The sequence below is a fragment of the Variovorax sp. N23 genome, assembly GCF_025486315.1.
GTDB lineage: Bacteria > Pseudomonadota > Gammaproteobacteria > Burkholderiales > Burkholderiaceae_C > Variovorax.
Map to the genome: position 1 here is coordinate 1 of NZ_JAOOPY010000025.1, position 25,572 is coordinate 25,572.

At 67.4% G+C, this 25,572-nt stretch carries 26 protein-coding genes; 10 read left to right on the top strand and 16 right to left on the bottom strand.

Annotation, left to right across the window (positions count from 1 at the left end):
* Positions 1 to 165: 165 nt before the first annotated feature.
* Positions 166 to 939: a fumarylacetoacetate hydrolase family protein gene (locus N8A90_RS24635; RefSeq protein WP_262077919.1), complete on the bottom strand. Its 774-nt coding sequence runs from the start codon at positions 937 to 939 to the stop codon at positions 166 to 168.
* A complete protein-coding gene (locus tag N8A90_RS24640) occupies positions 936 to 1,130 on the bottom strand; it encodes a hypothetical protein (protein WP_262077920.1) in 195 nt (64 codons plus the stop codon). Before N8A90_RS24640 ends, N8A90_RS24635 begins: the two co-directional genes overlap by 4 nt.
* Here N8A90_RS24640 and efp point away from each other — a divergent pair.
* A complete protein-coding gene (gene efp, locus N8A90_RS24645) occupies positions 1,116 to 1,670 on the top strand; it encodes an elongation factor P (protein WP_262077922.1) in 555 nt (184 codons plus the stop codon). The genes N8A90_RS24640 and efp overlap by 15 nt on opposite strands.
* An 88-nt stretch (positions 1,671 to 1,758) precedes the next feature.
* Entirely contained in the window at positions 1,759 to 2,625 is an 867-nt protein-coding gene (locus tag N8A90_RS24650; protein WP_262077923.1) for a TIGR00730 family Rossman fold protein, read from the top strand.
* On the opposite strand, the gene N8A90_RS24655 is transcribed toward N8A90_RS24650, so the two are convergent.
* From N8A90_RS24655 to pncB, 5 genes are all read right to left on the bottom strand, one after another.
* A complete protein-coding gene (locus N8A90_RS24655; RefSeq protein ID WP_262077924.1) occupies positions 2,603 to 3,778 on the bottom strand; it encodes an MFS transporter in 1,176 nt (391 codons plus the stop codon). The two genes, N8A90_RS24650 and N8A90_RS24655, sit on opposite strands and share 23 nt — an antisense overlap.
* A complete protein-coding gene (rmuC, locus tag N8A90_RS24660; protein WP_410087745.1) occupies positions 3,775 to 5,064 on the bottom strand; it encodes a DNA recombination protein RmuC in 1,290 nt (429 codons plus the stop codon). The genes N8A90_RS24655 and rmuC overlap by 4 nt, the downstream gene beginning before the upstream one ends.
* A gap of 93 nt (positions 5,065 to 5,157) precedes the next feature.
* A complete protein-coding gene (locus N8A90_RS24665; RefSeq protein ID WP_262077926.1) occupies positions 5,158 to 6,138 on the bottom strand; it encodes a 2-hydroxyacid dehydrogenase in 981 nt (326 codons plus the stop codon).
* Positions 6,139 to 6,154: 16 nt separating this feature from the next.
* Complete coding sequence (locus N8A90_RS24670; protein WP_262077969.1) at positions 6,155 to 7,567, bottom strand: sodium:proton antiporter; 1,413 nt, start codon at positions 7,565 to 7,567, stop codon at positions 6,155 to 6,157.
* A 26-nt stretch (positions 7,568 to 7,593) separates the two neighbouring features.
* The gene (gene pncB, locus N8A90_RS24675) at positions 7,594 to 8,793 is read right to left on the bottom strand and encodes a nicotinate phosphoribosyltransferase (RefSeq protein WP_262077927.1); all 1,200 of its coding nucleotides are present in this window, start codon (positions 8,791 to 8,793) and stop codon (positions 7,594 to 7,596) included.
* A gap of 199 nt (positions 8,794 to 8,992) precedes the next feature.
* Here pncB and N8A90_RS24680 point away from each other — a divergent pair, with 199 nt between their 5' ends.
* Both N8A90_RS24680 and N8A90_RS24685 read left to right on the top strand, forming a co-directional pair.
* The gene (locus tag N8A90_RS24680; protein ID WP_262077928.1) at positions 8,993 to 9,226 is read left to right on the top strand and encodes a CsbD family protein; all 234 of its coding nucleotides are present in this window, start codon (positions 8,993 to 8,995) and stop codon (positions 9,224 to 9,226) included.
* A gap of 56 nt (positions 9,227 to 9,282) precedes the next feature.
* Positions 9,283 to 9,687 carry a hypothetical protein gene (locus N8A90_RS24685; RefSeq protein ID WP_262077929.1) on the top strand — a complete coding sequence of 135 codons (405 nt, stop codon included), beginning with the start codon at positions 9,283 to 9,285 and terminating at the stop codon, positions 9,685 to 9,687.
* 65 nt (positions 9,688 to 9,752) lie between these two features.
* On the opposite strand, the gene N8A90_RS24690 is transcribed toward N8A90_RS24685, so the two are convergent.
* Entirely contained in the window at positions 9,753 to 10,193 is a 441-nt protein-coding gene (locus tag N8A90_RS24690; protein ID WP_262077930.1) for an acyl-CoA thioesterase, read from the bottom strand.
* 223 nt (positions 10,194 to 10,416) lie between these two features.
* On the opposite strand from N8A90_RS24690, the gene N8A90_RS24695 reads away from it, so the two are divergent.
* Both N8A90_RS24695 and N8A90_RS24700 read left to right on the top strand, forming a co-directional pair.
* Positions 10,417 to 10,974 (top strand): phasin family protein, encoded by a 558-nt coding sequence (locus tag N8A90_RS24695; RefSeq protein ID WP_262077931.1) that lies wholly within the window; start codon positions 10,417 to 10,419, stop codon positions 10,972 to 10,974.
* Between the two features lie 128 nt (positions 10,975 to 11,102).
* Entirely contained in the window at positions 11,103 to 11,861 is a 759-nt protein-coding gene (locus N8A90_RS24700; RefSeq protein WP_262077932.1) for a 3-hydroxyacyl-CoA dehydrogenase, read from the top strand.
* Positions 11,862 to 11,970: 109 nt separating this feature from the next.
* Here the strand turns inward: N8A90_RS24700 and N8A90_RS24705 are convergent, their stop codons facing one another.
* Positions 11,971 to 12,855 carry a YihY/virulence factor BrkB family protein gene (locus tag N8A90_RS24705; protein ID WP_262077933.1) on the bottom strand — a complete coding sequence of 295 codons (885 nt, stop codon included), beginning with the start codon at positions 12,853 to 12,855 and terminating at the stop codon, positions 11,971 to 11,973.
* Between the two features lie 235 nt (positions 12,856 to 13,090).
* Between N8A90_RS24705 and dnaG the strand changes: the two genes are divergently transcribed.
* The 3 genes from dnaG to N8A90_RS24720 all read left to right on the top strand — a co-directional run bounded on the left by dnaG (position 13,091) and on the right by N8A90_RS24720 (position 19,107).
* Positions 13,091 to 15,049, top strand: a complete 1,959-nt coding sequence (gene dnaG, locus N8A90_RS24710; RefSeq protein WP_262077934.1) for a DNA primase — start codon at positions 13,091 to 13,093, stop codon at positions 15,047 to 15,049.
* A 307-nt stretch (positions 15,050 to 15,356) separates the two neighbouring features.
* Complete coding sequence (gene rpoD, locus N8A90_RS24715; protein ID WP_262077935.1) at positions 15,357 to 17,714, top strand: RNA polymerase sigma factor RpoD; 2,358 nt, start codon at positions 15,357 to 15,359, stop codon at positions 17,712 to 17,714.
* 160 nt (positions 17,715 to 17,874) lie between these two features.
* On the top strand, positions 17,875 to 19,107 hold the full coding sequence (locus N8A90_RS24720) for a multidrug effflux MFS transporter (RefSeq protein WP_262077936.1): 1,233 nt from the start codon (positions 17,875 to 17,877) through the stop codon (positions 19,105 to 19,107).
* 21 nt (positions 19,108 to 19,128) lie between these two features.
* Here the strand turns inward: N8A90_RS24720 and phhA are convergent, their stop codons facing one another.
* Both phhA and hppD read right to left on the bottom strand, forming a co-directional pair.
* Positions 19,129 to 20,025 carry a phenylalanine 4-monooxygenase gene (phhA, locus tag N8A90_RS24725; RefSeq protein ID WP_262077937.1) on the bottom strand — a complete coding sequence of 299 codons (897 nt, stop codon included), beginning with the start codon at positions 20,023 to 20,025 and terminating at the stop codon, positions 19,129 to 19,131.
* Between the two features lie 2 nt (positions 20,026 to 20,027).
* Positions 20,028 to 21,116, bottom strand: coding sequence for a 4-hydroxyphenylpyruvate dioxygenase (gene hppD, locus N8A90_RS24730; protein WP_262077938.1), 1,089 nt, complete (start codon positions 21,114 to 21,116; stop codon positions 20,028 to 20,030).
* Between the two features lie 121 nt (positions 21,117 to 21,237).
* Here hppD and N8A90_RS24735 point away from each other — a divergent pair, with 121 nt between their 5' ends.
* Complete coding sequence (locus N8A90_RS24735) at positions 21,238 to 21,720, top strand: Lrp/AsnC family transcriptional regulator (RefSeq protein ID WP_262077939.1); 483 nt, start codon at positions 21,238 to 21,240, stop codon at positions 21,718 to 21,720.
* Between the two features lie 12 nt (positions 21,721 to 21,732).
* On the opposite strand, the gene N8A90_RS24740 is transcribed toward N8A90_RS24735, so the two are convergent.
* From N8A90_RS24740 to N8A90_RS24760, 5 genes are all read right to left on the bottom strand, one after another.
* The gene (locus N8A90_RS24740) at positions 21,733 to 22,128 is read right to left on the bottom strand and encodes a hypothetical protein (protein WP_262077940.1); all 396 of its coding nucleotides are present in this window, start codon (positions 22,126 to 22,128) and stop codon (positions 21,733 to 21,735) included.
* Between the two features lie 120 nt (positions 22,129 to 22,248).
* Positions 22,249 to 22,956: an ABC transporter ATP-binding protein gene (locus tag N8A90_RS24745; RefSeq protein ID WP_262077941.1), complete on the bottom strand. Its 708-nt coding sequence runs from the start codon at positions 22,954 to 22,956 to the stop codon at positions 22,249 to 22,251.
* On the bottom strand, positions 22,949 to 23,716 hold the full coding sequence (locus N8A90_RS24750; protein ID WP_262077942.1) for an ABC transporter ATP-binding protein: 768 nt from the start codon (positions 23,714 to 23,716) through the stop codon (positions 22,949 to 22,951). The genes N8A90_RS24745 and N8A90_RS24750 overlap by 8 nt, the downstream gene beginning before the upstream one ends.
* Positions 23,713 to 24,684 carry a branched-chain amino acid ABC transporter permease gene (locus tag N8A90_RS24755; RefSeq protein ID WP_262077943.1) on the bottom strand — a complete coding sequence of 324 codons (972 nt, stop codon included), beginning with the start codon at positions 24,682 to 24,684 and terminating at the stop codon, positions 23,713 to 23,715. Before N8A90_RS24755 ends, N8A90_RS24750 begins: the two co-directional genes overlap by 4 nt.
* Positions 24,684 to 25,556 (bottom strand): branched-chain amino acid ABC transporter permease, encoded by an 873-nt coding sequence (locus N8A90_RS24760; protein WP_262077944.1) that lies wholly within the window; start codon positions 25,554 to 25,556, stop codon positions 24,684 to 24,686. Before N8A90_RS24760 ends, N8A90_RS24755 begins: the two co-directional genes overlap by 1 nt.
* Positions 25,557 to 25,572: the final 16 nt, after the last annotated feature.

Here is a 25,572-nt window from a genome sequence, read left to right on the forward strand (position 1 = left end):
GGCGAGCACCGCAGCGAAAGGCGGATCAGGGCCGCGCATGTTTGAGCGAAGCGAGTTTGCGCGGACCCCGCCTTTCGTGAGGAGCAGCAGCGAAGTCCGAAGGACCGCAGTCGTCTGCCGCCCACAGGCCTACCGCCCGCCGACGCCCCGACCCCGATGAAGGCACTAAACCAACGTCAGCACCGCCTCACCAATCCCCTCGAACGAAGCCCGCACCGAAGCAGGCCCATCGAGCCAGACCATCCCGCACCAGGACCCCGTGGTGAGCACGCTCCCCGCCGCCAACTGGTCATGGCGCGCCACCGCATGCTGCAGCCATTGCGGCGCCATCCACATCGGGTCGCCGCACGGATGCGCGCCCTGGTAGCGGCCGACCGGCTTGCCGTCGACTTCCAGCGTCGCGACCTGCGCCGCCCAATCGACCGGCCGGATCGGCACCCACTCGCCGATCACCAGCGCACCGTTCGACTGCGCATCGACCAGCCGCAGCGGCGCGGGCGCCTTGTCGGCCCCCTGCCAACGGAAGTCGACCAGTTCGATGGAGACCGTCATCGCGTCGAACAGCGCTTCGGGCGCCTGCACGGCGCGGGCGGCGAGGTCCGGTGCGCTGACGTCGCGCGCCAGGCGGAAGGCGACCTCGATCTCGATGCCGAGGCGGTGAAAGTCCTTGGCTTCGAGGCGGCCGGGCGAGGCCCGGACGAAGGGCGCGGGAATCCGGGCGAAGGTGGCGACCGAGGTGGTCGTCGGGCCGCCGCCCTTCCAGGTGCTGGGTGCAGCCGGGTCGGCGTCCCAGCCGAGTTCGACGGCCACGTGGTCCTGCAGTGCATAGATCTCGTCCGACGACAGCGGCATGTCGTGCCAGGGGGTGTCGTCGGCGGCGATGCCGCTGCGGCGGGCGGCGACCAAAGCGGCCGCAATGTCTTGGAGGGTGTCGTTCATGGCACGCCGAAGTCTGCCCGAATTGGCCCGGCCGCGAGAAACCCGCTAAAATCGCTGGCTATCCAAAATTTGCCGCCGCTTTTCAACTGCAATTTCGGGAATTCGTTTTCGATGCGGCAGAACTGCAATAGCGCCACGGCCTGCCGCGCGCAGCGGCCAACCAGCCAGACAACGTTATGAAAATCGCTCAAGAAATCCGCGCCGGCAACGTGATCATGCACGGCAAGGACCCGATGGTCGTCCTCAAGACCGAATACAGCCGCGGCGGCCGGAACTCCGCCACCGTGCGCATGAAGATGAAGAGCCTGGTGGCCAACTTCAACACCGAAGTGGTCTTCAAGGCCGACGACAAGATCGACCAGATCGTGCTCGAGAAGAAGGATTGCACCTATTCCTACTTCGCCGACCCGCTCTACGTCTGCATGGACGCCGAGTACAACCAGTACGAAGTCGAAGCCGAGAACATGGGCGACGCCCTGAACTACCTCGAAGACGGCATGGCCGTCGAAGTGGTGTTCTACGAAGGCAAGGCCATCTCGGTCGAACTGCCGACCAGCGTCGAACGCGAAATCACCTGGACCGAACCCGCCGTCAAGGGCGACACGTCGGGCAAGGTGCTCAAGCCGGCCAAGATCGCCACCGGTTTCGAAGTGCCGGTCCCCCTCTTCGTCGCACAAGGCGACAAGATCGAAATCGACACGCGCACGGGTGAATACCGCAAGCGCGTCTGAGCGACCTGCACACCACCAAGGCTCCTGACAGGAGCCTTTTTTCATGGCGCCGCACCATCGCGGCCCGAAGATTGCACTGGAGCCCCGCATGACCAGCAAGACCCACGATCTCCACGACAAGCGCCTGGCCGATGCCTGGGCGACGCTGCAGGCCCATTCGGACAAGGGCCTGCCGCTCGATCGCGATCCGTCGCGTCTGGCCTTCGCCGACCCCGAGTTCCTGCTGCGCCGTGAAACCCGCGGCCTGCGCATGCAGCTCGAGTTGATGAAGCCCGACCTGCAGATGCGCGAGCACGGCATCGAGAACACGGTCGTCGTGTTCGGCAGTGCGCGCTTCCGCAGCGAGGAAGAGACCCGCGCCCTGATCGCCCAGGCCGAGGCCGCCGGCGACGCCGCCGCGGCGCAGCGCTGGCAGAAGCTCGCACGCAACGCGCACTACTACGAGCAGGCGCGCGCCTTCGGCAAGCTGGTGGCCCAGTACAGCAACGACAAGGAACCCGAAGACAAGCTCTTCATCTGCACGGGCGGCGGCCCCGGCATCATGCAGGCGGCCAACCGCGGCTCCTACGAAGGCGGCGGCCTCAACATCGGGCTGGCCATCGCGCTGCCGATGGAAGAGGAAGCCAACCCCTACGTCACGCCGGCGCTGAGCTTCAAGTTCCACTACTTCGCCATCCGCAAGATGCACTTCATGATGCGGGCGAAGGCGCTGGTGGCTTTTCCCGGCGGCTTCGGCACGCTCGACGAGCTGTTCGAGGTGGTCACGCTGGTGCAGACGCGCAAGGCCAAGCAGGTGCCGATCGTGCTGTACGGCTCCGACTACTGGAAGCGGCTGATCGACTTCGCCTTCCTGGCCGACGAAGGCGTGATCTCGCCCGAGGACGTGAAGCTGTTCGAGTACGTCGACACGCCCGGCGACGCCTGGGACGCGATCAAGCGCTTCTACGAGCTTTGAGCTTCCAGACGGTGTGGCTGCCCATCGCCACCACGCCGCCGACGATCCAGAACACCCCGCCGATCCCGATGACCGCCCCGGCGGCGCCGAAGAGCATCGGCATGGCGACGCTCGACGCGTTGATGGTCATCAGCCGCAGTCCCAGCGCCTCGCCATGACGGCTGTGCGGCGTGATCTGGTGCAGCATGCTCATCACCATCGGCTGAACGGCGCCGAGCGAGAAACCCAGCACCACCGAGCACAAGCCCATGCTCCAGGCCGACGCCAGCAGCGGATAGACGCAGAACAGCGATGCGGTGACGAGCGTCGACGTGAGGATCACCCCGCGCTCCGAGGTCCGGTTGGCGAACAGCGGCAGTGCCAGCCGCACGACGACGGCGGCGATCGCGAAGGCACCCAGGATGCCGCCGATGACCGACGCCCCCAGGCCGCGCTCGTGGCCCAGGATGGGCAGCACGAAGGCGTGCACGTCCCAGCTCGACGATTGCAGCCAGTTCACGAAGAGCAGGCGGCGGAACATCGGCTCGCGCAGCAGGTCCCAGGCGCGCGTGGTCACGGCGCTGGCCGGCACCGGCGTCGGTGCCGGTTCGTGCGCCTTGCGCACCAGCAGCCAGCACACGATCGGCATCAGCGCCAAAGCCCCGAAGGCCACGCGGAACGCCGTCAGGTCGGCGGGCGCACGCCCCGCATGGTCGATCAGCAGGCCGGCCACGAAGGGGCCGACGAAGTTCGCCGCGGCCGGCGCGATGGCCAGCCAGCTGAACACGCGCTTGAGGTCGTTGGGACTCTGCGCGGCACGCCCGACGTGGCGCTGCAGCGCGATCACGGTGGCGCCGGTCGCGCCGCCGGTCAGCAATGCCGAGACGCACATGACCGGGAAGACCGGCCACACCAGCACGAGGCCGGCACCGAGCGATGCCGCGACCACCGACAGCGCCAGCGGCCGCCGCAGCCCGTGGCGGTCGGCGAAGCGGCCGGCGGGCAACGCCAGGAAGACCTGCGTGAGCGCGAACAGCGAGATCAGCAGGCCGACCGACGCCGCGCTGTAGCCCTGCTGCAAGGCCAGCAGCGGCGTGGCCAGTCGCATGCCGGCCATCGTCGCATGCAGGAAGACCTGCGCCGCGATCAGCCGGAGCAGCTCGCCGCCTCTCACGGCGCGCCGTCGTCCTCGGGGTCGGCCGCGGGCAGCAGGGCCTGCGCCTGCAGTTCGGGCAGCGCCTCCACGCCCTTGAGCGCGCGGCGCATCTGGCGCTGCCGCGTGTCGGCCTTGTCGATGGTGTCGGAGGCCTTGGCGACCTGTTCCTTGATGCGCTCGACCCATTCGCCGAAACGGTTGAATTCGGTCTTGACTGCGCCCAGCACCTTCCACACCTCGGAGGCCTGCTGTTCCAGGGCCAGCGTGCGGAAGCCCATGTGCAGGCTATTGAGCATGGCCAGCAGCGTGGTCGGGCCGGCGAGTGTGACGCGGTGCTGGCGCTGCACCGCGTCCATCAGGCCGGGGCGGCGCAGCACCTCGGCATAGAGGCTCTCGACCGGCAGAAACAGGATCGCGAAGTCGGTGGTGTGCGGCGCGGCCAGGTAGTTCTCGGCGATGGACTTGGCCTCGCTGCGGATGCGTGCCTCGAGCGCCTTGCCGGCCACCTCGACCGCCAGCACGTCGGCGCGCTCGTGCGCGTCGATGAGCCGCTCGTAGTCGTCGCGCGGAAACTTCGCATCGATCGGCAGCCACACCGGCGCGCCGTCGGCGCTGCGGCCGGGGAAGCGCACCGCGAAGTCCACGCGCTGGCCGCTGCGCGGCTTGGTCTCGACCTGCTTGGCGTACTGCTCGGTCGTGAGCACCTGCTCGAGCAGTGCCTCGAGCTGCACCTCGCCGAACACGCCGCGCGTCTTCACGTTGGTCAGCACGCGCTGCAGGCTGCCCACGCCGACGGCCAGCGTCTGCATTTCGCCCAGGCCTTTGTGCACCTGGTCGAGCCGGTCGGCCACCTGCTTGAAGCTCTCGCCCAGCCGCGCCTCGAGCGTGCTCTGCAGCTTCTCGTCGACGGTCTTGCGCATCTCGTCGAGCTTGGCGGTGTTGGTCTGCTGCAGCTGGGCGAGCTGCGTCTCCATGGTCGCGCGCACCTCGGCCAGGCGCCGTGCGTTCGATTCGCTCAAACCCTGGAGCTGCGTGTTGAGCGTGTCGGCCAGCGTCTTCTGCATCAGCGTGAGCTGCTGGGCGAAGGCGTCGATCTGCGCGTTCTGCGTGCGGGTGGCTTCCGCGCCCTGCTGCACCAGCGCGGCCTGGAAGCTGGCGAAGTTCTGGCCCAGTTCCTGGCGCGTGCTGCGCGCCGAATCGGCCACCTCCTGCCGCAAGGCGCGTTCGCTGCGCTCGGTGCCGTCGGCCAAGGTGGCGAAGGTGGCCAGCAGTTCAGCGTGGCGGTCGGGCGCGGGCCGCCGCATCAGCAGCGCGATGAGAAGGATGACGGTCAGGGCCGCGAGGCCCAGCAGGATCCAGAGTCCGATTTCGGCAGTCGACACGTGAGAGCAGTCCGGTTATTTCTTGGGGGTGGCGATGGGCGTCAGCGGACCCTTGCCGCCGAGGAACGAGATCAGGTTGTCGGCCGCCAGGTCGGCCATGGCGCGGCGCGTGGGAAGGGTCGCGCTCGCGATGTGCGGCGTCAGCACCACGTTCGGCACGGTGAGCAGCGCGGGGTTGACCGTGGGCTCGCCCTCGAACACATCCAGGCCGGCCGCGGCGATGGTCCTGTTGCGCAGCGCTTCGGCCAGGGCCGCGTCGTCGACGATGCCGCCGCGCGCCAGGTTCACCAGCGTGGCGGTGGGCTTCATCTGCTTGAGCTCGGCCGCGCCGATGGCGTGGTGCGAGGCGGGCGAATACGGCAGCACCAGCACCAGGTGGTCGGCGCGCTTGAGCAGGTCTTCCTTGCTGACGTAGCTGGCCTTCAGTTCGGACTCGATCGATGCGTCGAGCCGCGAACGGTTGTGATAGATCACGTCCATGCCGAAGCCCAGCGCGCCGCGCCGCGCAATGCCCTGCCCGATGCGGCCCATGCCCAGGATGCCCAGCGTGCTGCCGTGCACGTCGGCGCCGGCGAACATGTCGTAGCGCCATTTCTTCCATTCGCCGCGGCGCAGGAAATGCTCGCTCTCGGTGATGCGACGCGCGGTCGCCATCAGCAGTGCGAAGCCGAAGTCGGCGGTGGTCTCGGTCAGCACGTCGGGCGCGTTGGTGGCCATCACGCCGTGGCGCACCATCGCGTCGACGTCGAAGTTGTTGTAGCCGACGGCCATGTTGGCGCAGATCTTCAGGTCCGGGCAGGCGGCGAGCACGGCCTCATCGATCTTCACGCTGCCGGTGGTGAAGGCGCCCTGCTTGCCCTGCAGCCGGCGGATCAGTTCGTCGCTGGACCAGTCGGCGTCCTCCTGGTTCGCCTCGACCTCGAAATGCTGGGCCAGCTTCTCGAGGGTCTCGGGGAAGACGGCGCGGGTGACGAGAACGTGAGGCTTGTCGGACATGAGCGGCTCCTGTGGATCAGCGAAAGAAGACGAAGGTGACGAGCACGAACAGCGGGATCAGGCAGGCACCCGACCAGGCCATGTAGCCGAAGAAGCTGGGCATGCGCACGTCGCGGTCTTCGGCGATGGCCTTGACCATGAGGTTGGGCGCGTTGCCGATGTAGCTGTTGGCGCCCATGAAGACGGCGCCGGCCGAGATGGCGGCCAGCGTGCTCGCATAGGTCGTCATCAACGCGGCCGGGTCGCCACCTGCGGTGTTGAAGAACACGAGGTAGGTCGGCGCGTTGTCCAGGAAGGAACTCAGTGCGCCGGTCGCCCAGAAGTACATCGCCGGGTCGGGCTGGCCGTCGGGCCGGGTCACCGCCGCCACCACCGCGCCAAAGGGCCCTTGGGTGCCGGCCTTGAGCATCGCGATGACCGGCACGATGGTCAGGAAGATGCCGGCGAAAAGCTTCGCCACCTCGGCCATCGGCCCCCAGCCGAACTGGTTGTCGGCATGCACGGCGGCGGGCGTGATCTTCAGCGACAGCAGCGTGATGGCGATCAGGCCGATGTCGCGTACCAGCCCCGGCAGGCCAACCGGCGTGCCGTAGATGTCGAAGACGACGTCGGACTTCCAGGTGCCGCTCATGAGCACCAGCGCGATCACGGCGCCCAGCAGCCAGAAATTTCTGGCGCCGTCGAAGCCGATGCGCGGGGTGTCGGGCGTGGGGTCGACCGGCAGCACGCCTTCCTTGCGGTAGTAGTGACGATCGATGCACCAGAACATCGCGAGCAGCACGCCCGTCACGAACAGCGTCTCGGGGAAGATGTGGCGCACGGTCCAGAAGAACTCCACGCCCTTCAGGAAGCCCAGGAACAGCGGCGGGTCGCCCAGCGGCGTGAGCGAGCCGCCCAAGTTCGAGACGATGAAGATGAAGAAGACCACCACGTGCGCCTTGTGCACCCGGTTGTCGTTGGCGCGGATGAGCGGGCGAATCAGCAGCATCGACGCGCCGGTCGTGCCCATCAGGCTGGCGAGCACCGCGCCGATCGCCAGGATCGCCGCGTTGAGGCCCGGCGCGCCATGCAGGTTGCCCCGGATGTGGATGCCCCCCGCGACGGCGAAAAGCGCCGTCAGCAGGATGATGAAGGGGATGTACTCCGCCAGCAGCGCGTGCACGAGCTGCGTGCCGGCCAGCGACGGCCCGAAGACGGCGGCGAAGGGCAGCAGGAAGGCGAGCGCCCACGCCGCGGCCACCTTGCCGAAATGATGGTGCCAGAACGACGGCATGAGCAGCGGCATCAGCGCGATCGACAGCAGCAGCCCGGCGAAGGGCACACCCCACAGGGGCGACAGGCGGGCGCCGTCGAATTCGGCGGCATGCGCCAGGGCGGGAGACAGCAAGGGCAGCGCCAGCAGCGCCAGACGGCGCGACACCTTCTTCATCGGTCGATGCACTTTCAGGGCGAGGGTCACGCGATCTCGAAGACCTGGCGCAGGTAGGCCAGGTACTTCTCGTCGTCGCACATGTTCTTGGACGGCGTGTCGGACAGCTTGGCCACCGGCTGGTCGTTGCAGCGGATCATCTTGATGACGATCTGCAGCGGCTCGTAGCCCAGGTCGTTGGTGAGGTTGGTGCCGATGCCGAAGGCCAGCTGGCAGCGGCCGCGGAACTGCTGGTAGAGCTCGATGGTGCGCGGCACGGTGAGGCCGTCGCTGAAGATCAGCGTCTTGGTGCGCGGGTCGACCCGGTTCGCGATGTAGTGCGCCAGCATGCGCTCGCCCCACTGGAAGGGGTCGCCGCTGTCGTGGCGGGCGCCGTCGAACAGCTTGCAGAAGTACAGATCGAAGTCGCGCAGGAAGGCACTCATGCCATAGACGTCGGACAGCGCGATGCCCAGGTCGCCACGGTACTCGCGCGCCCACGACTCGAAGCCGAAGATCTGGCTGTCGCGCAGCCGCGGGCCGAGCGCCTGGCAGGCCTGCAGGTATTCGTGCGCCATGGTGCCCAGCGGGATCAGGCCGAGCTTCATGGCGTAGAGCACGTTGCTGGTGCCGGCGAACTGCGGCAGCTTGGCGCCCAGCTGCACCGGCGCCGTCACCGCGCCCAGGCGGGCGATCAGGGTGCGCAGCACCTCTTCGTGCCATTCCTTCGAGAAGCGCCGGCGCGTGCCGTAGTCGGCGATTTTCAGGTCGGACAGGCCGTCGGCCTGCAACTCGCCGATCTTGGTTTCGAGCCGGCGGCGGCCTTCCTCGATGTCGGGGCGCTTCTGCGTGTTGCGGAAGTAGACCTCGTTGACGATCGCCAGCACGGGAATCTCGAAGAGGATGGTGTGCAGCCACGGCCCCTTGATGCTGATGTCGAGCTCGCCCGTCGGCAGGGGCGTGATGTCGATGTACTTCTCGTTCAGGCGGAACAGCCCGAGGAAGTCGACGAAGTCGCTCTTGATGAAGCGCATCGACCGGAGGTAGGCCAGTTCGGGCTCCCGGAACTGCAGCGAGCAGAGGTGGCGCACCTCCTCGCGGATCTGGCCGGCGAACTGCGCGAGATCGACGCCCGGATTGCGGCACTTGAAGCGGTATTCGACGCGGGCACCGGGGAAGTGGTGCAGCACCACCTGCATCATCGTGAACTTGTAGAGGTCGGTGTCGAGCAGGCTTTGAATGATCATGGTGCGGCGCGCGTGTCTCTGGTGTCGGCGTGCGCTCGATTATCACGGTCCCCGTCGGCTTGTGCCTACGCCCCCCGCCCGGAGCGTCCTACCCGGACGGCGCCCCCCGCCCGTGACAGTGCGTTCACGCCAGCCGGAGTGCCTTCGCCCGTGAAGGTACGGCGCTGGTGAATCGCAACATTCACGAAGGAGAAGCGTCATGAACAAGGACACCATCGAAGGCAACTGGAAGCAGCTCAAGGGCAAGGTCAAGGAGCAGTGGGGCAAGCTGACCGACGACGATTTCGACGTCATTGCCGGCAAGCGCGACCAGTTGCTCGGCCGCATCCAGGAACGTCACGGCATCAGCCGCGACGAAGCCGAAAAGCAGGTCAAGGCCTGGGAGAGCGCCGAAGGCCGCACCCCGGCCGCGCTCTGGTACGAAAAGTACTGATCCGCCCTCTTTCGCCCATCCAAAAATCAATCCAACAGACTCACCGGAGAACTCTCATGAAGAAACATCTGCTCATGCTCGCCATCGCCTCCACCTGCTTCATCGGCGCCCAGGCCGGCGCGATGACGAAGGACGAGTACAAGGTCGCCAAGGAAAAAATCGAGGCCGACCACAAGGTCGCCAAGGCCCAGTGCGACACGATGAAGGACAACGCCAAGGACGTGTGCAACAAGGAAGCCGACGGCAACCAGAAGGTGGCCAAGGCCGAACTGGAGCAGGCCTACAAGCCCACCGCCGCCCACCAGCGCAAGGTGGCCGAAGAAAAGGTCGACATGGCCTATGAAGTCGCCAAGGAAAAGTGCGACGACCAGACCGGCGACGCCAAGGACGCCTGCGTGAAGCAGGCCAAGGCCGACGAAGCCAAGGGCAAGGCCGACATCAAGGCCATGAAGAAGATGTAATTCGCGCCCCCCGCGAGCAGCATGAAACGGCGCCCTCGGGCGCCGTTTGTCATGATGGACGCCGCTCAGGCCTGAAGGTCGGCGACAACCTGCCGAAGCGCATCCGGCAGCGGGACCGGCCGCTGCGTCTGCCGGTCGACGTAGACATGGACGAAGTGGCCCTGCGCGGCCGCCGTGTCGGCCCCCTCGGCGAAAAGCGCGATCTCGTAGCGCACGCTGGACGTCCCCGCCTGAACGACGCGGATGCCCGCCTCCACCGTCTGAGGAAAGGCCAGCGGCGCGAAGTAGTTGCATTGCGTCTCGACCACGAATCCGATGGTCTGCCCCTGGTGGATGTCGAGGGCGCCGCGCTCGATCAGCAACGCATTCACCGCCGTGTCGAACCAGCTGTAGTACACGACGTTGTTGACGTGCCCGTACATGTCGTTGTCGGCCCAGCGGGTGGGAATGCGGCGAAAGGCGCGGTAGCCGTCGCGGCGGTGGGGGCGGGGGCGCGGTGTCGTCATGGCGCGGAATTCTGCCAGCGGGTGCCGGCGGCCGAAACAAGGCCGAAACCCGCCCATAAGGCCGCTTTAGAACCCGCCTTCTAAATTGCATCGCCGTACACCAAAAGGCTTGATCGCCTGGCCCAGCTCCCTATACTGGAGGCCATGCTGCACCGCAACATAGAGACGAGACAGGCGCAGCGCAAACGTGATCCATTCCTCAACCCTTTCCGGAGTTACCACCATGGCACTGACCGCTGACCAAATCCTCGCCGCCCAAAAGGCCAACCTCGAAACCCTGTTCGGCCTGACCACCAAGGCGTTCGAAGGCGTCGAGAAGCTCGTCGAACTGAACGTGACGGCTTCCAAGGCCGCCCTGAGCGAAGCCGCCAGCACCACGCAAGCCATGCTGAGCGTCAAGGACGCACAGGAACTGCTCGCCCTGCAAGCCAGCCTGTTCCAGCCGCTGGCTGAAAAGACCTCGGCCTACAGCCGCCACCTGTACGACATCGCCCAAGGCACCGGCGCCGAGTTCTCCAAGGCCTTCGAAGGCAAGGCGGCCGAAGCCCAGCAAGCCTTCGTCGGCCTGGTCGACAGCGCTGCCAAGAACGCACCCGCCGGCTCGGAAACCGCCGTCGCCGTGATGAAGAGCGCCGTGGCGGCCGCCAACAACGCCTTCGAGTCGGTCCAGAAGGCCGTCAAGCAGGCCTCCGACGTCGCCGAAGCCAACTTCAACGCGGTCCAGACCACCGCCGTGAACGCTGCCAAGAGCACCGCCCAGACCGCTTCGCGCAAGCGCTGAGCCACCCCTTGTCTCCTCGGGTCCCTCGGGATCCGATTCAAGCCCCACCTTGGCGAGAACCTCGGCGGGGCTTTTTTTCGTCCGGCTCTTCGATAATCGTGCGTTCAACATTCTCAGGAGACACACGCATGCAGATCGAAGGCAAGGTTTTCATCGTCACCGGCGCCGCCTCGGGCCTGGGCGAAGGCACGGCACGGATGCTCGCGGCCAACGGCGCCCAGGTGGTGGTGGCCGACATGCAGGCCGACAAGGGTGAAGCGGTCGCGCGCGAAATCGGCGGCGTGTTCGTCAAGTGCGACGTCACGCAGGAAGCGGACGGCCAGGCCGCGGTCGATGCCGCGCTCAAGCTCGGCAAACTGTTCGGCCTCGTCAACTGCGCCGGCATCGCCATCGGCGAGAAGACCGTGGGCAAGAACGGCCCGCATGGGCTGGCGGCTTTCACGAAGACCGTGACGATCAATCTCATCGGCAGCTTCAACATGATCCGCCTGGCGGCCGACGCCATGGCCAGGAACGAGCCCGAAGCCACCGGCGAGCGCGGCGTGCTGATCTCGACCGCCTCGGTGGCGGCCTACGACGGCCAGATCGGCCAGGCCGCGTACAGCGCCTCGAAAGGCGGCATCGTCGGCATGACGCTGCCGATCGCCCGCGACCTGGCGCGCAGCGGCATCCGCAACATGACGATCGCGCCCGGCATCTTCGGCACGCCCATGCTCTTCGGCATGCCGCAGGAGGTGCAGGACGCGCTGGCCGCCAACGTGCCCTTCCCCTCGCGCCTGGGCACGCCGGCCGACTACGCCAAGCTGGCCAAGCACATCATCGAGAACGACATGCTCAACGGCGAGGTGATCCGCCTCGATGGCGCGATCCGCCTGGCACCGAAATAAGCTCTCCCCCGAAGGCTTGCCCACTTCGTGTGGCAGCGCCTCCCCCCGTCCGGGGGCAACACCAGCGGCCCGGCGAAGCCGGTTCCGCGGTGTTCCTGGCGAAGAAGTTCTATGGCGCAGGGACTGGCTGCTCGCGGTCCAGACGCTCGTACTGCGCGATGACCTGGGCGCCGAAGAGCACCAGCGTGGCAGCGATCTCCAGGCTCAGCAGCACCACGATCGCCGTCGTGAGGGAGCCGTAGACGACATTGACCTGGGACAGGGTCGAGAAGTACCAGACCAGCAGGCGGCGCGTCACCTCCCACAGCACGGTGGCCGTGACGCCCCCCAGCAGGGCATGCCGCAGCGACAGGCGCCCCACCGGCATCACCAGGTACAGCGAGGTCAGCATGAAGATCTCGCCCCCCAGCCCCAGCAGGTAGAGCAGCACGCCCGAGACGCCCGACAGCGACCAGCTGTGGCCCAGCAGGTCGACGCTCTCCTGCCCGATGAGCTGCAGCGCGCCCGACACCAGCGTGACCAGCAGCAGCCCCACGCACAGGCTCAGGATGTAGAGGTAGGGCATCACCGCCGACACCAGGAAATGCCGGGAGCGCTCGGATTTGCGGTGATGGAAGATGTTCGCCATGGCGCTCTCCAGCACGGTGAAGGCGAGCGAGCTGAAGAAGATCATCGTCACCAGCAGCACCGGCCCGAGCACGTCGCGGTGCGCCAGGAAGTTGCGCAGTTCGGCGACCACCGCGCGCGACTGCCCCGGCAGCAGCCATTCGAGGTAGCGGCCCACGGTGGTGAGCAGTTCGCCCTGGTCGATGACGTGCGACAGCACGATCACGCTGAGGATGAGCAGCGGCACCATCGACAGCAGGGCGTAATAGGCCACCGCCCCCGCCAGCAGCAGCCCCTGGTTCGCCTTGAAGCCCTTGACGGCCGACCAGAGAAACCGGAACGGGTGCTGCAGCACCAGAGACAGATGGGGGAAGCGGCGGGCGTTCATGGGGCGAGGGCGTGGAGCGGCCAGTATGACCGCGCCGCATGCCCGCGCCATGTCAGGTATCCATTGCGCCGCGCGCCACCCGCAGCCAATGAAACCGGTGCGGCCAGAGGCCAGGGCACCCGCGGAACTGGCTTCGCCAGGCCGCTGGGTGCGCCCCCTTGAGGGGGAGGCGCCGCAAGGCGCATCGGGGGTGGGTTTCATTTCAGCCGCATGCGTATGATTTGCGGCTCCCTCCATGACCATCCCTCCCTCATTCATCCAGGAACTGATCGCCCGTGCGGACGTGGTGGAGATCGTCGGGCGCTACGTGCAGCTCAAGAAGGCCGGCGCGAACTTCATGGGGCTGTGCCCCTTCCACGGGGAGAAGTCGCCGTCGTTCTCGGTCAGCCCGACCAAGCAGTTCTATCACTGCTTCGGCTGCGGCGCGCACGGCAACGCCATCGGCTTCCTGATGGAGCACGCCGGCATGGGCTTCGTCGAGGCCGTGCACGACTTGGCCGGCCAGTACGGCCTGCAGGTGCCCGAGGACGACGCCTCGCCCGAGGAGCGCGCCCGCGCCGCCGGCCAGCGGCAGAAGCAGGCCACGCTGTCCGAGGTGCTGGAGAAAGCCGGCGAGGCCTACCGCAAGCAGTTGCGCCAGTCGCCGGGCGCCATCGACTACCTCAAGGGCCGCGGCGTGTCCGGCGAGGTCGCCCGGCAGTACGGCATCGGCTACGCACCGGCCGGCTGGCGCTCGCTGGCGAGCGTCTTCCCCGACTACGACGACCCGCTGCTGGCCGAAAGCGGCCTTGTCATCGTCGGCGAGGAGGAAGACGGCAAGCGCTACGACCGTTTCCGGGACCGCGTGATGTTCCCGATCCGGAACGTGAAGGGCGAATGCATCGGCTTCGGGGGCCGCGTGCTGGGCGACGAGAAGCCCAAGTACCTGAACTCACCGGAGACGCCGGTCTTCAGCAAGGGCCGCGAACTCTACGGCCTGTACGAAGCCCGTGCGGCCTTCCGCGACCGCGGCTACGCGCTGGTGACCGAGGGCTACATGGACGTGGTTGCGCTGGCGCAGCTCGGCTTCCCCAATGCCGTGGCCACGCTGGGCACGGCCTGCACGCCCGAACACGTGCAGAAGCTGTTCCGCTTCACCGAGTCGGTGGTGTTCAGCTTCGACGGCGACGCCGCCGGGCGCCGGGCGGCGCGCAAGGCGCTCGACGGCGCCCTGCCCTACGCCACCGACGTGCGCAGCATCAAGTTCCTGTTCCTGCCGGCGGAGCACGACCCGGACAGCTTCATCCGGGAGCACGGCGCCGAGGCCTTCGCCCGCTTCGTGAACGAAGCGACACCGCTCAGCCGCTTCCTGGTCGAGGCGGCGCGCGAAGGCTGCGACCTGGGCACCGCCGAAGGCCGCGCCCACATGGCCGCCAACGCCAAGCCGCTGTGGAGCGCCCTGCCCGACGGCGCCCTCAAGCGCCAGTTGCTCACCGAACTCGCCGAACTCGTGCAGCTGGGCGCGGCAGACCTGAGTTCGCTGTGGGCACCCACGGCGCCTCCCCCTGCCCGCCAGCCCCCCCCGCCGCCCGCGGCCGCAGCGCCCCGCTACGAAGACGACGGCACGCCGATCACCTACGGGCGCCAGGGCGGCAAGGGGCGCGGCGACTGGCGCGACAAGCCCGGCCGCGGCAACTGGAGCGATCGCCGCTCGCCATCCTCGTCATCGGGCAGCGTCGGGCGCACGCGGCTTCGACCGCCCGGTCGCGCCGATGTCGCCGCCCGCCTGCTGATGTCGAACATGCACGAATGGGAAGCGCTGTCGCACGAACTGCACGGCATGCTGTGTGACCTGCCCGGCGAGCATGGGCAACTCTTCACCTGGCTCGACGGCCAGTGCCACGAGCACGGCGTGCAGCCCTGGGCCGCCTTGCGCGAAGGCCTGCGCGGCCAGCCCTTCGAGGCATTGGCCGAGCGGCTCATGACCGAACCGGAGGGGGGCTCCATCGCGGAGGCGGAGGGCGAGCAGGACGCCGGCGCCGCCAAGGAACTGCGCAACGTGCTGGATTTCATGCTCGACGACCTGCTCAAGGCTCACCAGAGCGAGGCCATCGCGGCGGTGGGGAGCGACCCCTCCGCCCTGGAGCGCTACAAGGCCCTGGAGGCGCGGCGCCTGGAACTGCGCCACCGCCTGAAGCCCTCCGTGGCGGGCTGAAAGCCCGGTCTCCCTCTTGAAAAGCCGGGATCTGGCTATAATGTAGGGCTTCGTCTCGCGACGAATGAGGCAAGAGCGACAGCAGCACCTCCGGGCCGACCCCACGCGCAATGCACTTCCCGACGGGAAACGGGTCAATACACCGCAAGGACTGCACACCAAATGTTCGCCCGACATCTTGCTTCTTGAGGGACTCGGTTCCTCGTTTCGAGGAAATCCGTTTCCTCGTGTTCCCCTGTGTCCGTGCCCGCGCCGGGTCTGTGGCGCCTGTGATTCCGCTTGTTTCATTCTTGTTCCACGAGGTCGTATGCCCAGTACAAAGAAGCCTGCCGTGTCCGTCGCCAAGAAGCCCGCTTCGGCCAAACCGTTGAAAGCGGCAGCATCGCCTGCACCTGCAAAGAAGAGTGCCGCCGCGCCCAAGGCGACTGCCGCAACGAAAGTGAAATCCGTGCCCACGAAAACGCCCTCCGCCGACCCCGTCAAGACCGCCGCCCTGAAGGCCGCACCTGCTCCCGCCACCGCCAAGAAGGTCGGCCGCCCGCCCAAGGCGGCCGGCGCTGCCACGCCCGCCACCGGCGCCAAGCGCGGCCGCAAGCCCAAGGCCGGCAACGAGCCCAAGGACATCGAAGAAGACTTCTCCGACGTCGAAGCCGAGTTCGCCGAGGAAGAACCTGCGGCTGCAGCAGGCACGGAGACGGCCACCGTCGAGAAGGTCAAGCCGCTGCGCATGAAGATCAGCAAGGCGAAGGAACGCGCCTTGATGAAGGAATTCGGCCTGGACGAAACCGTCCTGTCCGAAGAAGACATGGCCAAGCGCCGTCAGCGCCTGAAGACGCTGATCACGCTGGGCAAGACCCGCGGCTACCTGACGCAGGGTGAAATTTCCGACCACCTGCCCGACAAGCTGGTCGATGCCGAGACCATGGAAGTCGTGGTCACGATGCTCAACGACCTCGGCGTGGCCGTCTACGAACAGACGCCCGATGCCGAGACGCTGCTGCTGAACAACACGGCCCCCACCGCGACCACCGTCGAGGAGGCCGAAGAAGAAGCCGAAGCCGCGCTCTCCACCGTCGACAGCGAATTCGGCCGCACCACCGACCCGGTGCGCATGTACATGCGCGAAATGGGCACGGTCGAACTGCTGACGCGCGAAGGCGAAATCGAGATCGCCAAGCGCATCGAAGGCGGCCTGATGGCCATGATGGAGGCGATCTCCGCATCGCCCGCGACCATCGCCGAGATCCTGCGGCTGGCGGCCGACATCCGTGAAGGCAAGGTCGTCATCTCGACCATCGTCGACGGCTTCTCGAACCCCAACGAAGCCGACGACTACGTGGCCGAGGAAGACTTCGACGAGTTCGACGAGGAAGACGACGACGACGGCAAGGGCGGCTCCAAGGCGCTCACCAAGAAGCTGGAAGAACTCAAGCGCGACGCACTCGAGCGTTTCGACCGCATCGCCGAGCTCTTCGAGAAGGTCCACAAGATCTACGACAAGGAAGGCTACGGCACGCCGGCGTACGCCAAGGCCCAGCAGTCCCTGTCCGAAGAGCTGATGACCATCCGCTTCACGGCCAAGACCATCGAGAAGCTGTGCGACCTGGTGCGCACGCAGGTCGACGACGTGCGCAAGAAGGAACGCGAACTGCGCCGCATCATCGTGGACAAGTGCGGCTTCCCGCAGGACGATTTCATCCGCGACTTCTCGGGCTTCGACAAGAACGGCAACCGCATCGCCTCCAACCTGCTCAACCTGAAGTGGGTCGAGAAGCAGGCTGCCGCCGGCAAGCCGTGGAGCACGGTGATGGCCCGCAACATCCCGCCGGTGCAGGAACTGCAGCAGAAGCTCGCCGACATCCAGTCGCGCGTGGTGGTGCCGCTCGCCCAGCTCAAGGAAATCAACAAGCGCATGAACGAGGGCGAATCGTCCTCGCGCGATGCCAAGAAGGAAATGATCGAGGCCAACCTGCGCCTCGTGATCTCCATCGCCAAGAAGTACACCAACCGCGGCCTGCAGTTCCTGGACCTGATCCAGGAAGGCAACATCGGCCTGATGAAGGCGGTCGACAAGTTCGAATACCGTCGCGGCTACAAGTTCTCGACGTATGCCACATGGTGGATCCGCCAGGCGATCACGCGCTCGATCGCCGACCAGGCGCGCACCATCCGCATCCCGGTGCACATGATCGAGACGATCAACAAGATGAACCGCATCTCGCGCCAGCACTTGCAGGAGTTCGGCTTCGAGCCCGACGCCGGCATCCTGGCCGCGAAGATGGAGATCCCGGAAGACAAGATCCGCAAGATCATGAAGATCGCGAAAGAGCCGATCTCCATGGAAACGCCGATCGGCGACGACGACGATTCGCACCTGGGCGACTTCATCGAGGACAGCAGCAACACGGCCCCGATCGAGGCCGCGATGCAGGCCGGCCTGCGCGACGTGGTCAAGGACATCCTCGACTCGCTGACGCCGCGCGAAGCCAAGGTGCTGCGCATGCGCTTCGGCATCGAGATGTCGACCGACCACACGCTGGAAGAAGTCGGCAAGCAGTTCGACGTGACGCGCGAGCGCATCCGCCAGATCGAGGCCAAGGCGCTGCGCAAGCTCAAGCACCCGTCGCGCTCGGACAAGCTGCGCTCCTTCATCGACACGCTGTAAACGGGCTCTCCCCCAGGTTGGCTCACTTCGTGCAGCCGCCCACCCCCTCACCGGGGGCAACACCAGCGGCCCGGCAGAGCCGGTTCCGCGGTGTTCGCGAAAAGAAGAAACCAGAAGGCGCCCACGAGGCGCTCTTCTTTTTTGGAAGCAGGAGGCACCCATGAACCCCGATGCCCAAACCCTCTGGAAAGCCCCGCGATGGGCGCTGGCCATCCTGCTCGCGGTGCTGGGCATGCTCGGCCCCTTCTCGATCGATACCTACATCCCGGCCTTCTCGGGCATCGCGAAGTCGATCGGCGCGACGCCGGTGGAGATGCAGCAGACGCTGTCGGCCTACCTCTTCGGCTTCGCCTTCATGAACCTGTTCCACGGTGCGCTGTCGGACAGTTTCGGGCGCCGGCCGGTGGTGCTGTGGGGGCTGGCCGTGTTCACGCTCGCATCGCTGGGCTGCGCGATGTCGCAGACCATCGGGCAGCTGGTGCTGTTCCGCGCGCTGCAGGGCCTGTCGACGGGGGCGGGCATCGTCGTCTCGCGCGCGGTGATCCGCGACATGTTCCCACCGGCCGAGGCGCAGAAGGTGATGGCGCAGGTCACCATCTACTTCGGCGTGGCGCCGGCCATCGCGCCCATCGTCGGCGGCCTCCTCTTCGTGCACGCCGGTTGGCACGCGATCTTCTGGTTTCTGGTGGCCGTCGGCGTGGTGCTGTTCGCGGCCAACTACAAGCTGCTGCCCGAAACGCTGCACGTCACGCAGCGCCAGCCTTTCAACGCGCGCCACCTGATGCGCGGCTACTGGGAACTCTGCTCGGACCCGCGCTTCCTGCTGCTCGCCCTGGCCAGCGGCGTGCCCTTCAACGGCATGTTCCTCTACGTGCTGTCGGCACCGGCCTTTCTGGGCGACCACCTGGGCCTGGCGCCCACGCAGTTCTTCTGGTTCTTCCTGCTGACCATCGGCGGCATCATGGCCGGCGCCTGGGCCAGCGGCCGCATGGCGGGCAAGGTGACGCCCAAGCGGCAGATCCGCGATGGCTTCGTCATCATGCTGGTCACCTCGGCCGCCAACGTCGTGGTCAATGCACTGTTCGAGCCGCATGCGCTCTGGGCGATGTGGCCGATCGCGATCTTCGCCTTCGGCTGGGCGCTGATGGTGCCGGTGATCACGCTGCTGGTGCTCGACCTGCACCCCGAGCGCCGCGGCATGGCGTCGTCGCTGCAGGCCGTCATCGGCTCGACCGCCAACGGCCTGGTGGCCGGCGTGATCGCACCGCTGGTGATGCACTCGACGCTGGGGCTGGCCGTGACGTCGATCCTCATGATGGGCGTCGGCCTGGTGGCCTGGGTGTGGCTGCACGGGCGCTGGCCGGACATCGGCCGGCAGGTCGCCCGCTACTGACGCGCTCTCGCGCTCGGCCGCTCAGGCCGCGACGGCCTGCCGGCGCCTGGCGTCGTGGTATTCGCCGGTGCCGCGCGCAATCACGCGGTCGGTCGCCAGCACGTCGCCCGGCTGGTACTCCGGCTGCCCGGCGATGCGTTCGTACAGCGGCGCGAAGTCGATGGTCGCCAGGTCGAGCAGGTCGGCCAGGCTGTCGATGACGAAGTAGCTCTCCTGGAAATCGTCGATGCGGTAGTGGGTGCGCATCACCCGCTCCAGATCAAACCCGATGCGGTTCGGCGACGGGTCGTCCAGCGAGAACACGCTCTCGGTGCGCGACGACGCGATGCCCGCGCCGTAGATGCGCAGCCCGTCCTTCTGCTGGATGAGGCCGAATTCCACCGTGTACCAGTAGACGCGCGCCAGCTTGTCGAGCACGCCCAGCTTCTTCGCGCGCAGGCCGCCAATGCCATAGGCCTGGATGTAGTCGGCGATCGCCGGGTTCATCAGCATCGGCACATGGCCGAACACGTCGTGGAACACGTCGGGCTCTTCCAGGTAGTCGAGCTCGTGCGGCTTGCGGATGAAGTTGCCGGAGGGGAAGCGTCGGTTGGCCAGGTGCTCGAAGAACACCTCGTCGGGCACCAGGCCCGGCACGGCCACGACCTGCCAGCCGGTGCGCTGCAGCAGCACCTCGCTCAGTTCCAGAAAGTTCGGAATCTGGTCGGCACCGATCGGCAGGTTCTTCATGCCTTCGACGAACTCGTCGCAGGCGCGGCCGGGCAGCAGCTTCGTCTGACGCTCGAACAGCGTCTTCCAGACCGCGTGCTCGGCCGGCGTGTAGTTCGCCCAGCCCTGGTCGATGGTCCAGTCCGGCCGGTCCGGCCTGGCCGCGTCGCCTGCGGCGAGGCCGTGCTTGGTCGCCTCGGCGGTCCGCATGCTCAGGCCTCGGCGGTGTCGAGAACGCCGCGGCGGATCTGGTCGCGTTCGAGCGACTCGAACAGCGCCTTGAAGTTGCCCTCGCCGAAGCCGTCGCGGTAGTCGCCGCGGCGCTCGATGAACTCGAAGAACACCGGCCCCAGCATCGGCGTGGAGAAGATCTGCAGCAGCAGGCGCGGCTCGCCGCCCTCCGTGGTGCCGTCCATCAGGATGCCGCGCGCCTGCAGTTCCGGCACGTTCTGGCCATGGCCCGGCAGGCGGCTGTCGAGCATCTGGTAGTAGATGTCGTTGGGCGCCGTGGCCGTCGGTACGCCAGCCAGCGCCAGCCTGTCGACCGCATCCTTCAGGTTGTCGCAGATCAGCGCGATGTGCTGGATGCCTTCGCCGTTGAACTGCATGAGGAACTCCTCGATCTGGCCGCCGCCCTTCCTGGATTCCTCGTTGAGCGGGATGCGGATCTTGCCGTCCGGCGCCGTCATGGCCTTCGACGTGAGGCCGGTGTATTCGCCCGAGATGTCGAAGTAGCGGATCTCGCGGAAGTTGAAGAGCCTCTCGTAGAAGTCGGCCCAGAAGGTCATGCGGCCGCGGTACACGTTGTGCGTGAGGTGGTCGATGAGCTTGAGGCCATGGCCGACCGGGTGGCGGTCCACGCCCTCGATGAACTCGAAGTCGATGTCGTAGATCGACTTGCCTTCGTCGAAACGGTCGATCAGGTATAGCGGCGCGCCGCCGATGCCCTTGATGGCCGGCAGGCGCAGTTCCATCGGGCCGGTGGCGATCTCGATCGGCTGGGCGCCCAGTTCGAGCGCGCGGTTGTACGCCTTGTGCGCGTCCGTCACGCGGAAGGCCAGGCCGCAGGCCGAGGGGCCGTGCTCGGCCGCAAAGTAGGCCGCCTGGCTCTTCGGCTCGCGGTTCACGATGAAGTTGATGCCGCCCTGGCGGTACAGCACGACGTCCTTGGAGCGGTGCCTGGCGACCAGCGTGAAGCCCAGCATCTCGAACACCGGCTCGAGCACGCCCGGCGTGGGCGATGCGAATTCGACGAATTCGAAGCCTTGCAGGCCCATGGGGTTGTCGAAGTGGTCAGCCATCGTGTGTCTCCAGAAATTGCGGGTAGGGTTGTCGTCGATGCTAGGCGCTCGCGGCACACGATTCCTGCAACTTGCGGCCCTGCGATGGTCGATCACGCAGGATTCCTGCAAAATCCAGCGCATGAGCGCTCCAGTCGAACTCGACACCATCGATCTGCGCGTACTTCGCGCGTTGCAGGCCAACGGCCGCGCCACCTACGACGAGCTGGCGGCCCAGGTCAGCCTGTCATCGTCGGCGACGTTGCGGCGCGTCAAGCGGCTGGAGGAATCGGGCGTGATCCAGGGCTACGTCGCCCTGCTGCGGCCCGAGCGCGTCGGCCTGCCGCTGATGGCCTACATCAACGTGCGGCTCGAGAAGCACACCGAGAGCCACAAGCGCAGCCCGATGGACGCCTTCCGCGCTTCGATCCAGGGCTGGCCCGAGGTGATCGAGTGCCACTCGCTCACCGGCGACATGGACTACCTGCTGCGCGTGGTGGTCGCCGACATGGCGCACTACTCGCGCTTCGTGATGGACACGCTGCTCAAGCACCCGAGCGTGCAGGACTGCAAGACCAGCTTCGTGCTCGACCGCGTCAAGACGACGACGGCGCTGCCGATCTGAGGCGTCCGCCGCTCAGGAGGTCAGCTTCGACACGACGACGGAGTCGTCCACCGGCGGATCGATCTCGCCGGTCAGGATCCTCGAGGCCTGGGTCGCGCAGTGCCCGGCGGCGGTCGACTGCGCGCCGATGGCGTGCAGCATGGCCTCGCGCTCAGCGGTCGTCATCTCCATCGAGACCTTGCCCAGGTCGAGCGCCGCCGCCATCGCGTGGCGCGCCGCGACCAGGTACAGGTGGGAAGCGGCGCGCATGCGGTTGGCCTGCTGCGTGTCTTCCCGCGCGGTCGACGAGCCGCGCTGCGCCAGCTCCGACAGACCGGACAGGTCCGTCGGCTCGAAGTGGGTCACCGGCAGGCGGTCGAGTTCGCTGGCGGCGATCACCATGGCCAACGCCTTGTTTGCTGCGGTCACGGTGGACCGGTGACTTTCTCTCATTTTGAAATCCCTCCGCGCTGATGGAGGCGCATTCTCGCGCAACGACGCCGCCGTGGCACGCAGGACGACCCGGGGGCGCCTGCCTCACCCATGACCTCAGCGCGCCACGCCGAGCAGGCGGTCGAGCACCTCGGGTTGCGTGCGCAGCACGTCGGCGCGCTCGGCGTGCACCAGCCGCCCCTGGTCGAGCACCACGGCATCGTCGGAGATCGCCAGCACCGCCTGCGGGTGCTGCTCGACGATGATGGCCGCCAGCCCCTCGTCCCGCGTGATGCGGCGGATGGCGCGCAGCAGCTCTTCCACGATGATCGGCGCCAGGCCTTCGAGCGGCTCGTCGAGCAGCATCAGGCGCGGGTTGAGCACCAGGGCGCGCGCGACGGCGAGCATCTGCTGCTCGCCGCCCGACAACTGCGTGCCCAGGTTGCCCTTGCGCTCGGCCAGGCGCGGGAACATCGCGTAGACGCGCTCGGGCGTCCAGTGGCCGGGGCGTGCCACGGCCGTGAGGTTCTCGTGCACCGTGAGCGACTTGAAGATGTTGCGCTCCTGCGGCACCCAGCCGATGCCCGCGGCGGCGCGGCGGTGCGGTGCCAGCCGGTTCAGTTCGATGCCGCCCAGCGTGATGCGCCCGCCGTGCTGCCGCGTGGCGCCGGCCAGCGTGTTGATCAGTGTCGTCTTGCCGGTGCCGTTGCGGCCGAGCAGCGCCAGCGTGCGGCCTTCGGCCAGCGTGAGCGAGATGCCGGTGAGCACCACCGCTTCGCCGTAGCCCGCGCTCAGGTCGTCGATCTGCAGCAGCGCGTCAGCCATGCGCCGTCCCTTCTGTCCCTTCTCCGAGGTACACCGCCTTCACGCGCGGATCGGCGGCGATTTCTTCCGGCGATCCTTCGGTCAGCACCGCGCCGTTGACCAGCACGGTCATGCGGTCGGCGAAGCTGAACACCAGGTCCATGTCGTGCTCGATCAGCAGCACGGACACATCGGCCGGCAGGGCGGCCACCGTTTGCAGCAGTTCCTCGCGCTCGCCGGCCGGCACGCCGGCCACCGGCTCGTCGAGCAGCAGCACGCGCGGCTCGCAGGCCAGTGCGATGGCGATCTCGAGCAGGCGGCGCTTGCCGTAGGCCAGTTCACGCGTCGGCTGGCGCGCCACCTCGGTCAGGCGGAACTGCGCCAGCAGTTCGGCGGCGCGAGCGACCACCGCCGCATCGCTGCCGAGCGGGCGCCACCACTGCGCCGCCACGCCGCGGCGCTGCGACACCACGAGCGCCAGCGTCTCCAGCGGCGTCATCGAATCGAAGAGCTGGTTGATCTGGAAGGTGCGCACCAGCCCCTGCGCCACCCGGCGGTGCGGCGCCAGGCGGGTGATGTCGCGGCCTTCCAGCACGATGCGTCCGGACGTGGGCGTCAGCATGCCGGTGAGCAGGTTGATCAGCGTGGTCTTGCCGGCGCCGTTGGGGCCGATGAGCGCATGGCGCGCCCCGCGCCGCAGGTCGAGCGTCACGTCGTGCGTGGCCACGATGCCGCCGAAGCGCATCACCAGGCCCTGGGCGGAAAGGACAGTGTCGCTCATCGCTTGAACATCTTCCACGGCTTGAGCAGCCGCTCGCGGCCGACGAGCATCAGCAGCACGAGGATCAGGCCGATCCAGAACATCCAGTACTGCGGCGTGACGGACGACAGCGTGTCCTGCAGCAGCTTGAAGACGACCGCGCCCGCGATGCCGCCGTAGAGCCAGCCCACGCCGCCGATCACCAGCATCAGCAGCACGTCGGCCGAACGGTCGAAGGCCAGCACGTCGAGCGAAGCGAAACCGGTGGTCTGCGCCAGCAACGCACCGGCCGCGCCCGCCACGGCGGCCGCCACGGTGTAGATCACGGCCATGCGCGAGACCACCGGAATGCCGACGGCCATCGCGCGCAGCCGGTTGTCGCGAATGGCCTTGAGCGTGGCGCCGAAGGGCGAGCACACCAGCCGCCGCATCAGCAGGAAAAGCAGCAGCACCACCGACAGCGAATACCACGCAGCCGTGCGGCCGTAGAGGTCGAAGTCGAACAGGCCCAGCACCGGCCCCATGACCACGCCCTGCAGCCCGTCGGCCCCACCGGTGAGCCCGTCGAGCTTGTTCGCCAGTTCGAGCAGCAGCAACGCGGTGCCGAGCGTGACCATCAAGCGCGTGAGGTCACTGCCGCGCAGGATGGTCACGCTGGCCAACGCTCCGAGCGCGGCCGACAGCCCCACTGCGACCATCAGGCCGACCGTCGGGTCGGGCATGACATGCTTGGCGAACAGGGCCGCGGCGTAGGCACCGAAACCGAAGAAGGCCGCATGGCCGAGCGAGACGATGCCGGTGTAGCCCAGGATCAGGTCGAGCGACATCGCGAACAGGGCGACGATGGCGATCTCGTTGACCATCAGCGCGTGCGAGGGCATGGCCCATGGCAGCGCGAAGGCCAACGCCCAGACGACGAACTCCCACGGGCGCCAGCGCGCCGGATCGAGCAGGCGCCTGCGCAGCGCGTCGGTCCGAGGGCCGTCCATCACCTGCCGCCCCGCCGCGTGAACAGGCCCTGCGGGCGCCACATCAGGATCAGGATCATCAGCAGGTAGACCGTGAAGGCGCCCATCTTCGGGATGAAGTACTTGCCGGCCACGTCGGCCACGCCCAGCAGCATCGCCGCCAGCAGCGGCCCGGTGATCGACGAGGTGCCGCCGACCGCGACCACGATGAGGAAATAGATCATGTACTTGAGCGGGAAGCTCGGGTCCAGCCCCAGGATCTCCGCCCCCAGCGCACCGCCCAGCCCGGCGAGCCCGGAGCCGACCGCGAAGGTCAGCAGGAACACACGGTTCACGTCGATGCCCAGCCCGGCCGCCACGCGTGCGTCGTCGACCGCCGCGCGCAGCCGGCTGCCGAAGCGCGTCTTCGACAGGATGAGCTGCAGCACGATGGCCAGCACCGCGCACACCGCGATGATGAAGAGCCGGTAGTGCCCCATGCCGAGCATCAGGGCACCGTCGCCCACCTCGGTGCGGCCGCGCAGCCACTCGGGCAGCTGGATGTTCTGCTGCGACGAGCCGACGACGTAGTCGATGGCCGCCACCGCCATGAAGGTCAGGCCGATGGAGAACAGCACCTGGTCGAGGTGCGACTTGCCGTACATCGGCCGGTACAGCGTGCGCTCGAGCAGCGCGCCGGCGGCGCCCACCACCACGAAGGCCAGCGGCAGGCAGAGCAGGAACGGGATGCCCAGCTTCTGCATCGCGAACACCGTGAGGTAGCCGCCCGCCATGGCGAAGGCGCCGTGCGCCAGGTTGATGAAGTTCATCAGGCCCAGCGTCACGGCCAGGCCGACCGCGAGCACGAACAGCAGCATGCCGTAGGCGATGCCGTCGAAAAGGATGGTCAGCATGGAGCGGCGTGCGTCC

Bases quoted from the DNA above. Each gene is read 5' to 3' on its own strand.
- N8A90_RS24635 (WP_262077919.1), bottom strand. From the start codon at position 939: ATGAACGACACCCTCCAAGACATTGCGGCCGCTTTGGTCGCCGCCCGC.
- efp (WP_262077922.1), top strand. From the start codon at position 1,116: ATGAAAATCGCTCAAGAAATCCGCGCCGGCAACGTGATCATGCACGGC.
- N8A90_RS24650 (WP_262077923.1), top strand. From the start codon at position 1,759: ATGACCAGCAAGACCCACGATCTCCACGACAAGCGCCTGGCCGATGCC.
- rmuC (WP_410087745.1), bottom strand. From the start codon at position 5,064: ATGCGGCGGCCCGCGCCCGACCGCCACGCTGAACTGCTGGCCACCTTC.
- N8A90_RS24665 (WP_262077926.1), bottom strand. From the start codon at position 6,138: ATGTCCGACAAGCCTCACGTTCTCGTCACCCGCGCCGTCTTCCCCGAG.
- N8A90_RS24670 (WP_262077969.1), bottom strand. From the start codon at position 7,567: ATGAAGAAGGTGTCGCGCCGTCTGGCGCTGCTGGCGCTGCCCTTGCTG.
- pncB (WP_262077927.1), bottom strand. From the start codon at position 8,793: ATGATCATTCAAAGCCTGCTCGACACCGACCTCTACAAGTTCACGATG.
- N8A90_RS24680 (WP_262077928.1), top strand. From the start codon at position 8,993: ATGAACAAGGACACCATCGAAGGCAACTGGAAGCAGCTCAAGGGCAAG.
- N8A90_RS24685 (WP_262077929.1), top strand. From the start codon at position 9,283: ATGAAGAAACATCTGCTCATGCTCGCCATCGCCTCCACCTGCTTCATC.
- N8A90_RS24690 (WP_262077930.1), bottom strand. From the start codon at position 10,193: ATGACGACACCGCGCCCCCGCCCCCACCGCCGCGACGGCTACCGCGCC.
- N8A90_RS24695 (WP_262077931.1), top strand. From the start codon at position 10,417: ATGGCACTGACCGCTGACCAAATCCTCGCCGCCCAAAAGGCCAACCTC.
- N8A90_RS24700 (WP_262077932.1), top strand. From the start codon at position 11,103: ATGCAGATCGAAGGCAAGGTTTTCATCGTCACCGGCGCCGCCTCGGGC.
- N8A90_RS24705 (WP_262077933.1), bottom strand. From the start codon at position 12,855: ATGAACGCCCGCCGCTTCCCCCATCTGTCTCTGGTGCTGCAGCACCCG.
- dnaG (WP_262077934.1), top strand. From the start codon at position 13,091: ATGACCATCCCTCCCTCATTCATCCAGGAACTGATCGCCCGTGCGGAC.
- rpoD (WP_262077935.1), top strand. From the start codon at position 15,357: ATGCCCAGTACAAAGAAGCCTGCCGTGTCCGTCGCCAAGAAGCCCGCT.
- N8A90_RS24720 (WP_262077936.1), top strand. From the start codon at position 17,875: ATGAACCCCGATGCCCAAACCCTCTGGAAAGCCCCGCGATGGGCGCTG.
- phhA (WP_262077937.1), bottom strand. From the start codon at position 20,025: ATGCGGACCGCCGAGGCGACCAAGCACGGCCTCGCCGCAGGCGACGCG.
- hppD (WP_262077938.1), bottom strand. From the start codon at position 21,116: ATGGCTGACCACTTCGACAACCCCATGGGCCTGCAAGGCTTCGAATTC.
- N8A90_RS24735 (WP_262077939.1), top strand. From the start codon at position 21,238: ATGAGCGCTCCAGTCGAACTCGACACCATCGATCTGCGCGTACTTCGC.
- N8A90_RS24745 (WP_262077941.1), bottom strand. From the start codon at position 22,956: ATGGCTGACGCGCTGCTGCAGATCGACGACCTGAGCGCGGGCTACGGC.
- N8A90_RS24750 (WP_262077942.1), bottom strand. From the start codon at position 23,716: ATGAGCGACACTGTCCTTTCCGCCCAGGGCCTGGTGATGCGCTTCGGC.
- N8A90_RS24755 (WP_262077943.1), bottom strand. From the start codon at position 24,684: ATGGACGGCCCTCGGACCGACGCGCTGCGCAGGCGCCTGCTCGATCCG.
- N8A90_RS24760 (WP_262077944.1), bottom strand. From the start codon at position 25,556: ATGCTGACCATCCTTTTCGACGGCATCGCCTACGGCATGCTGCTGTTC.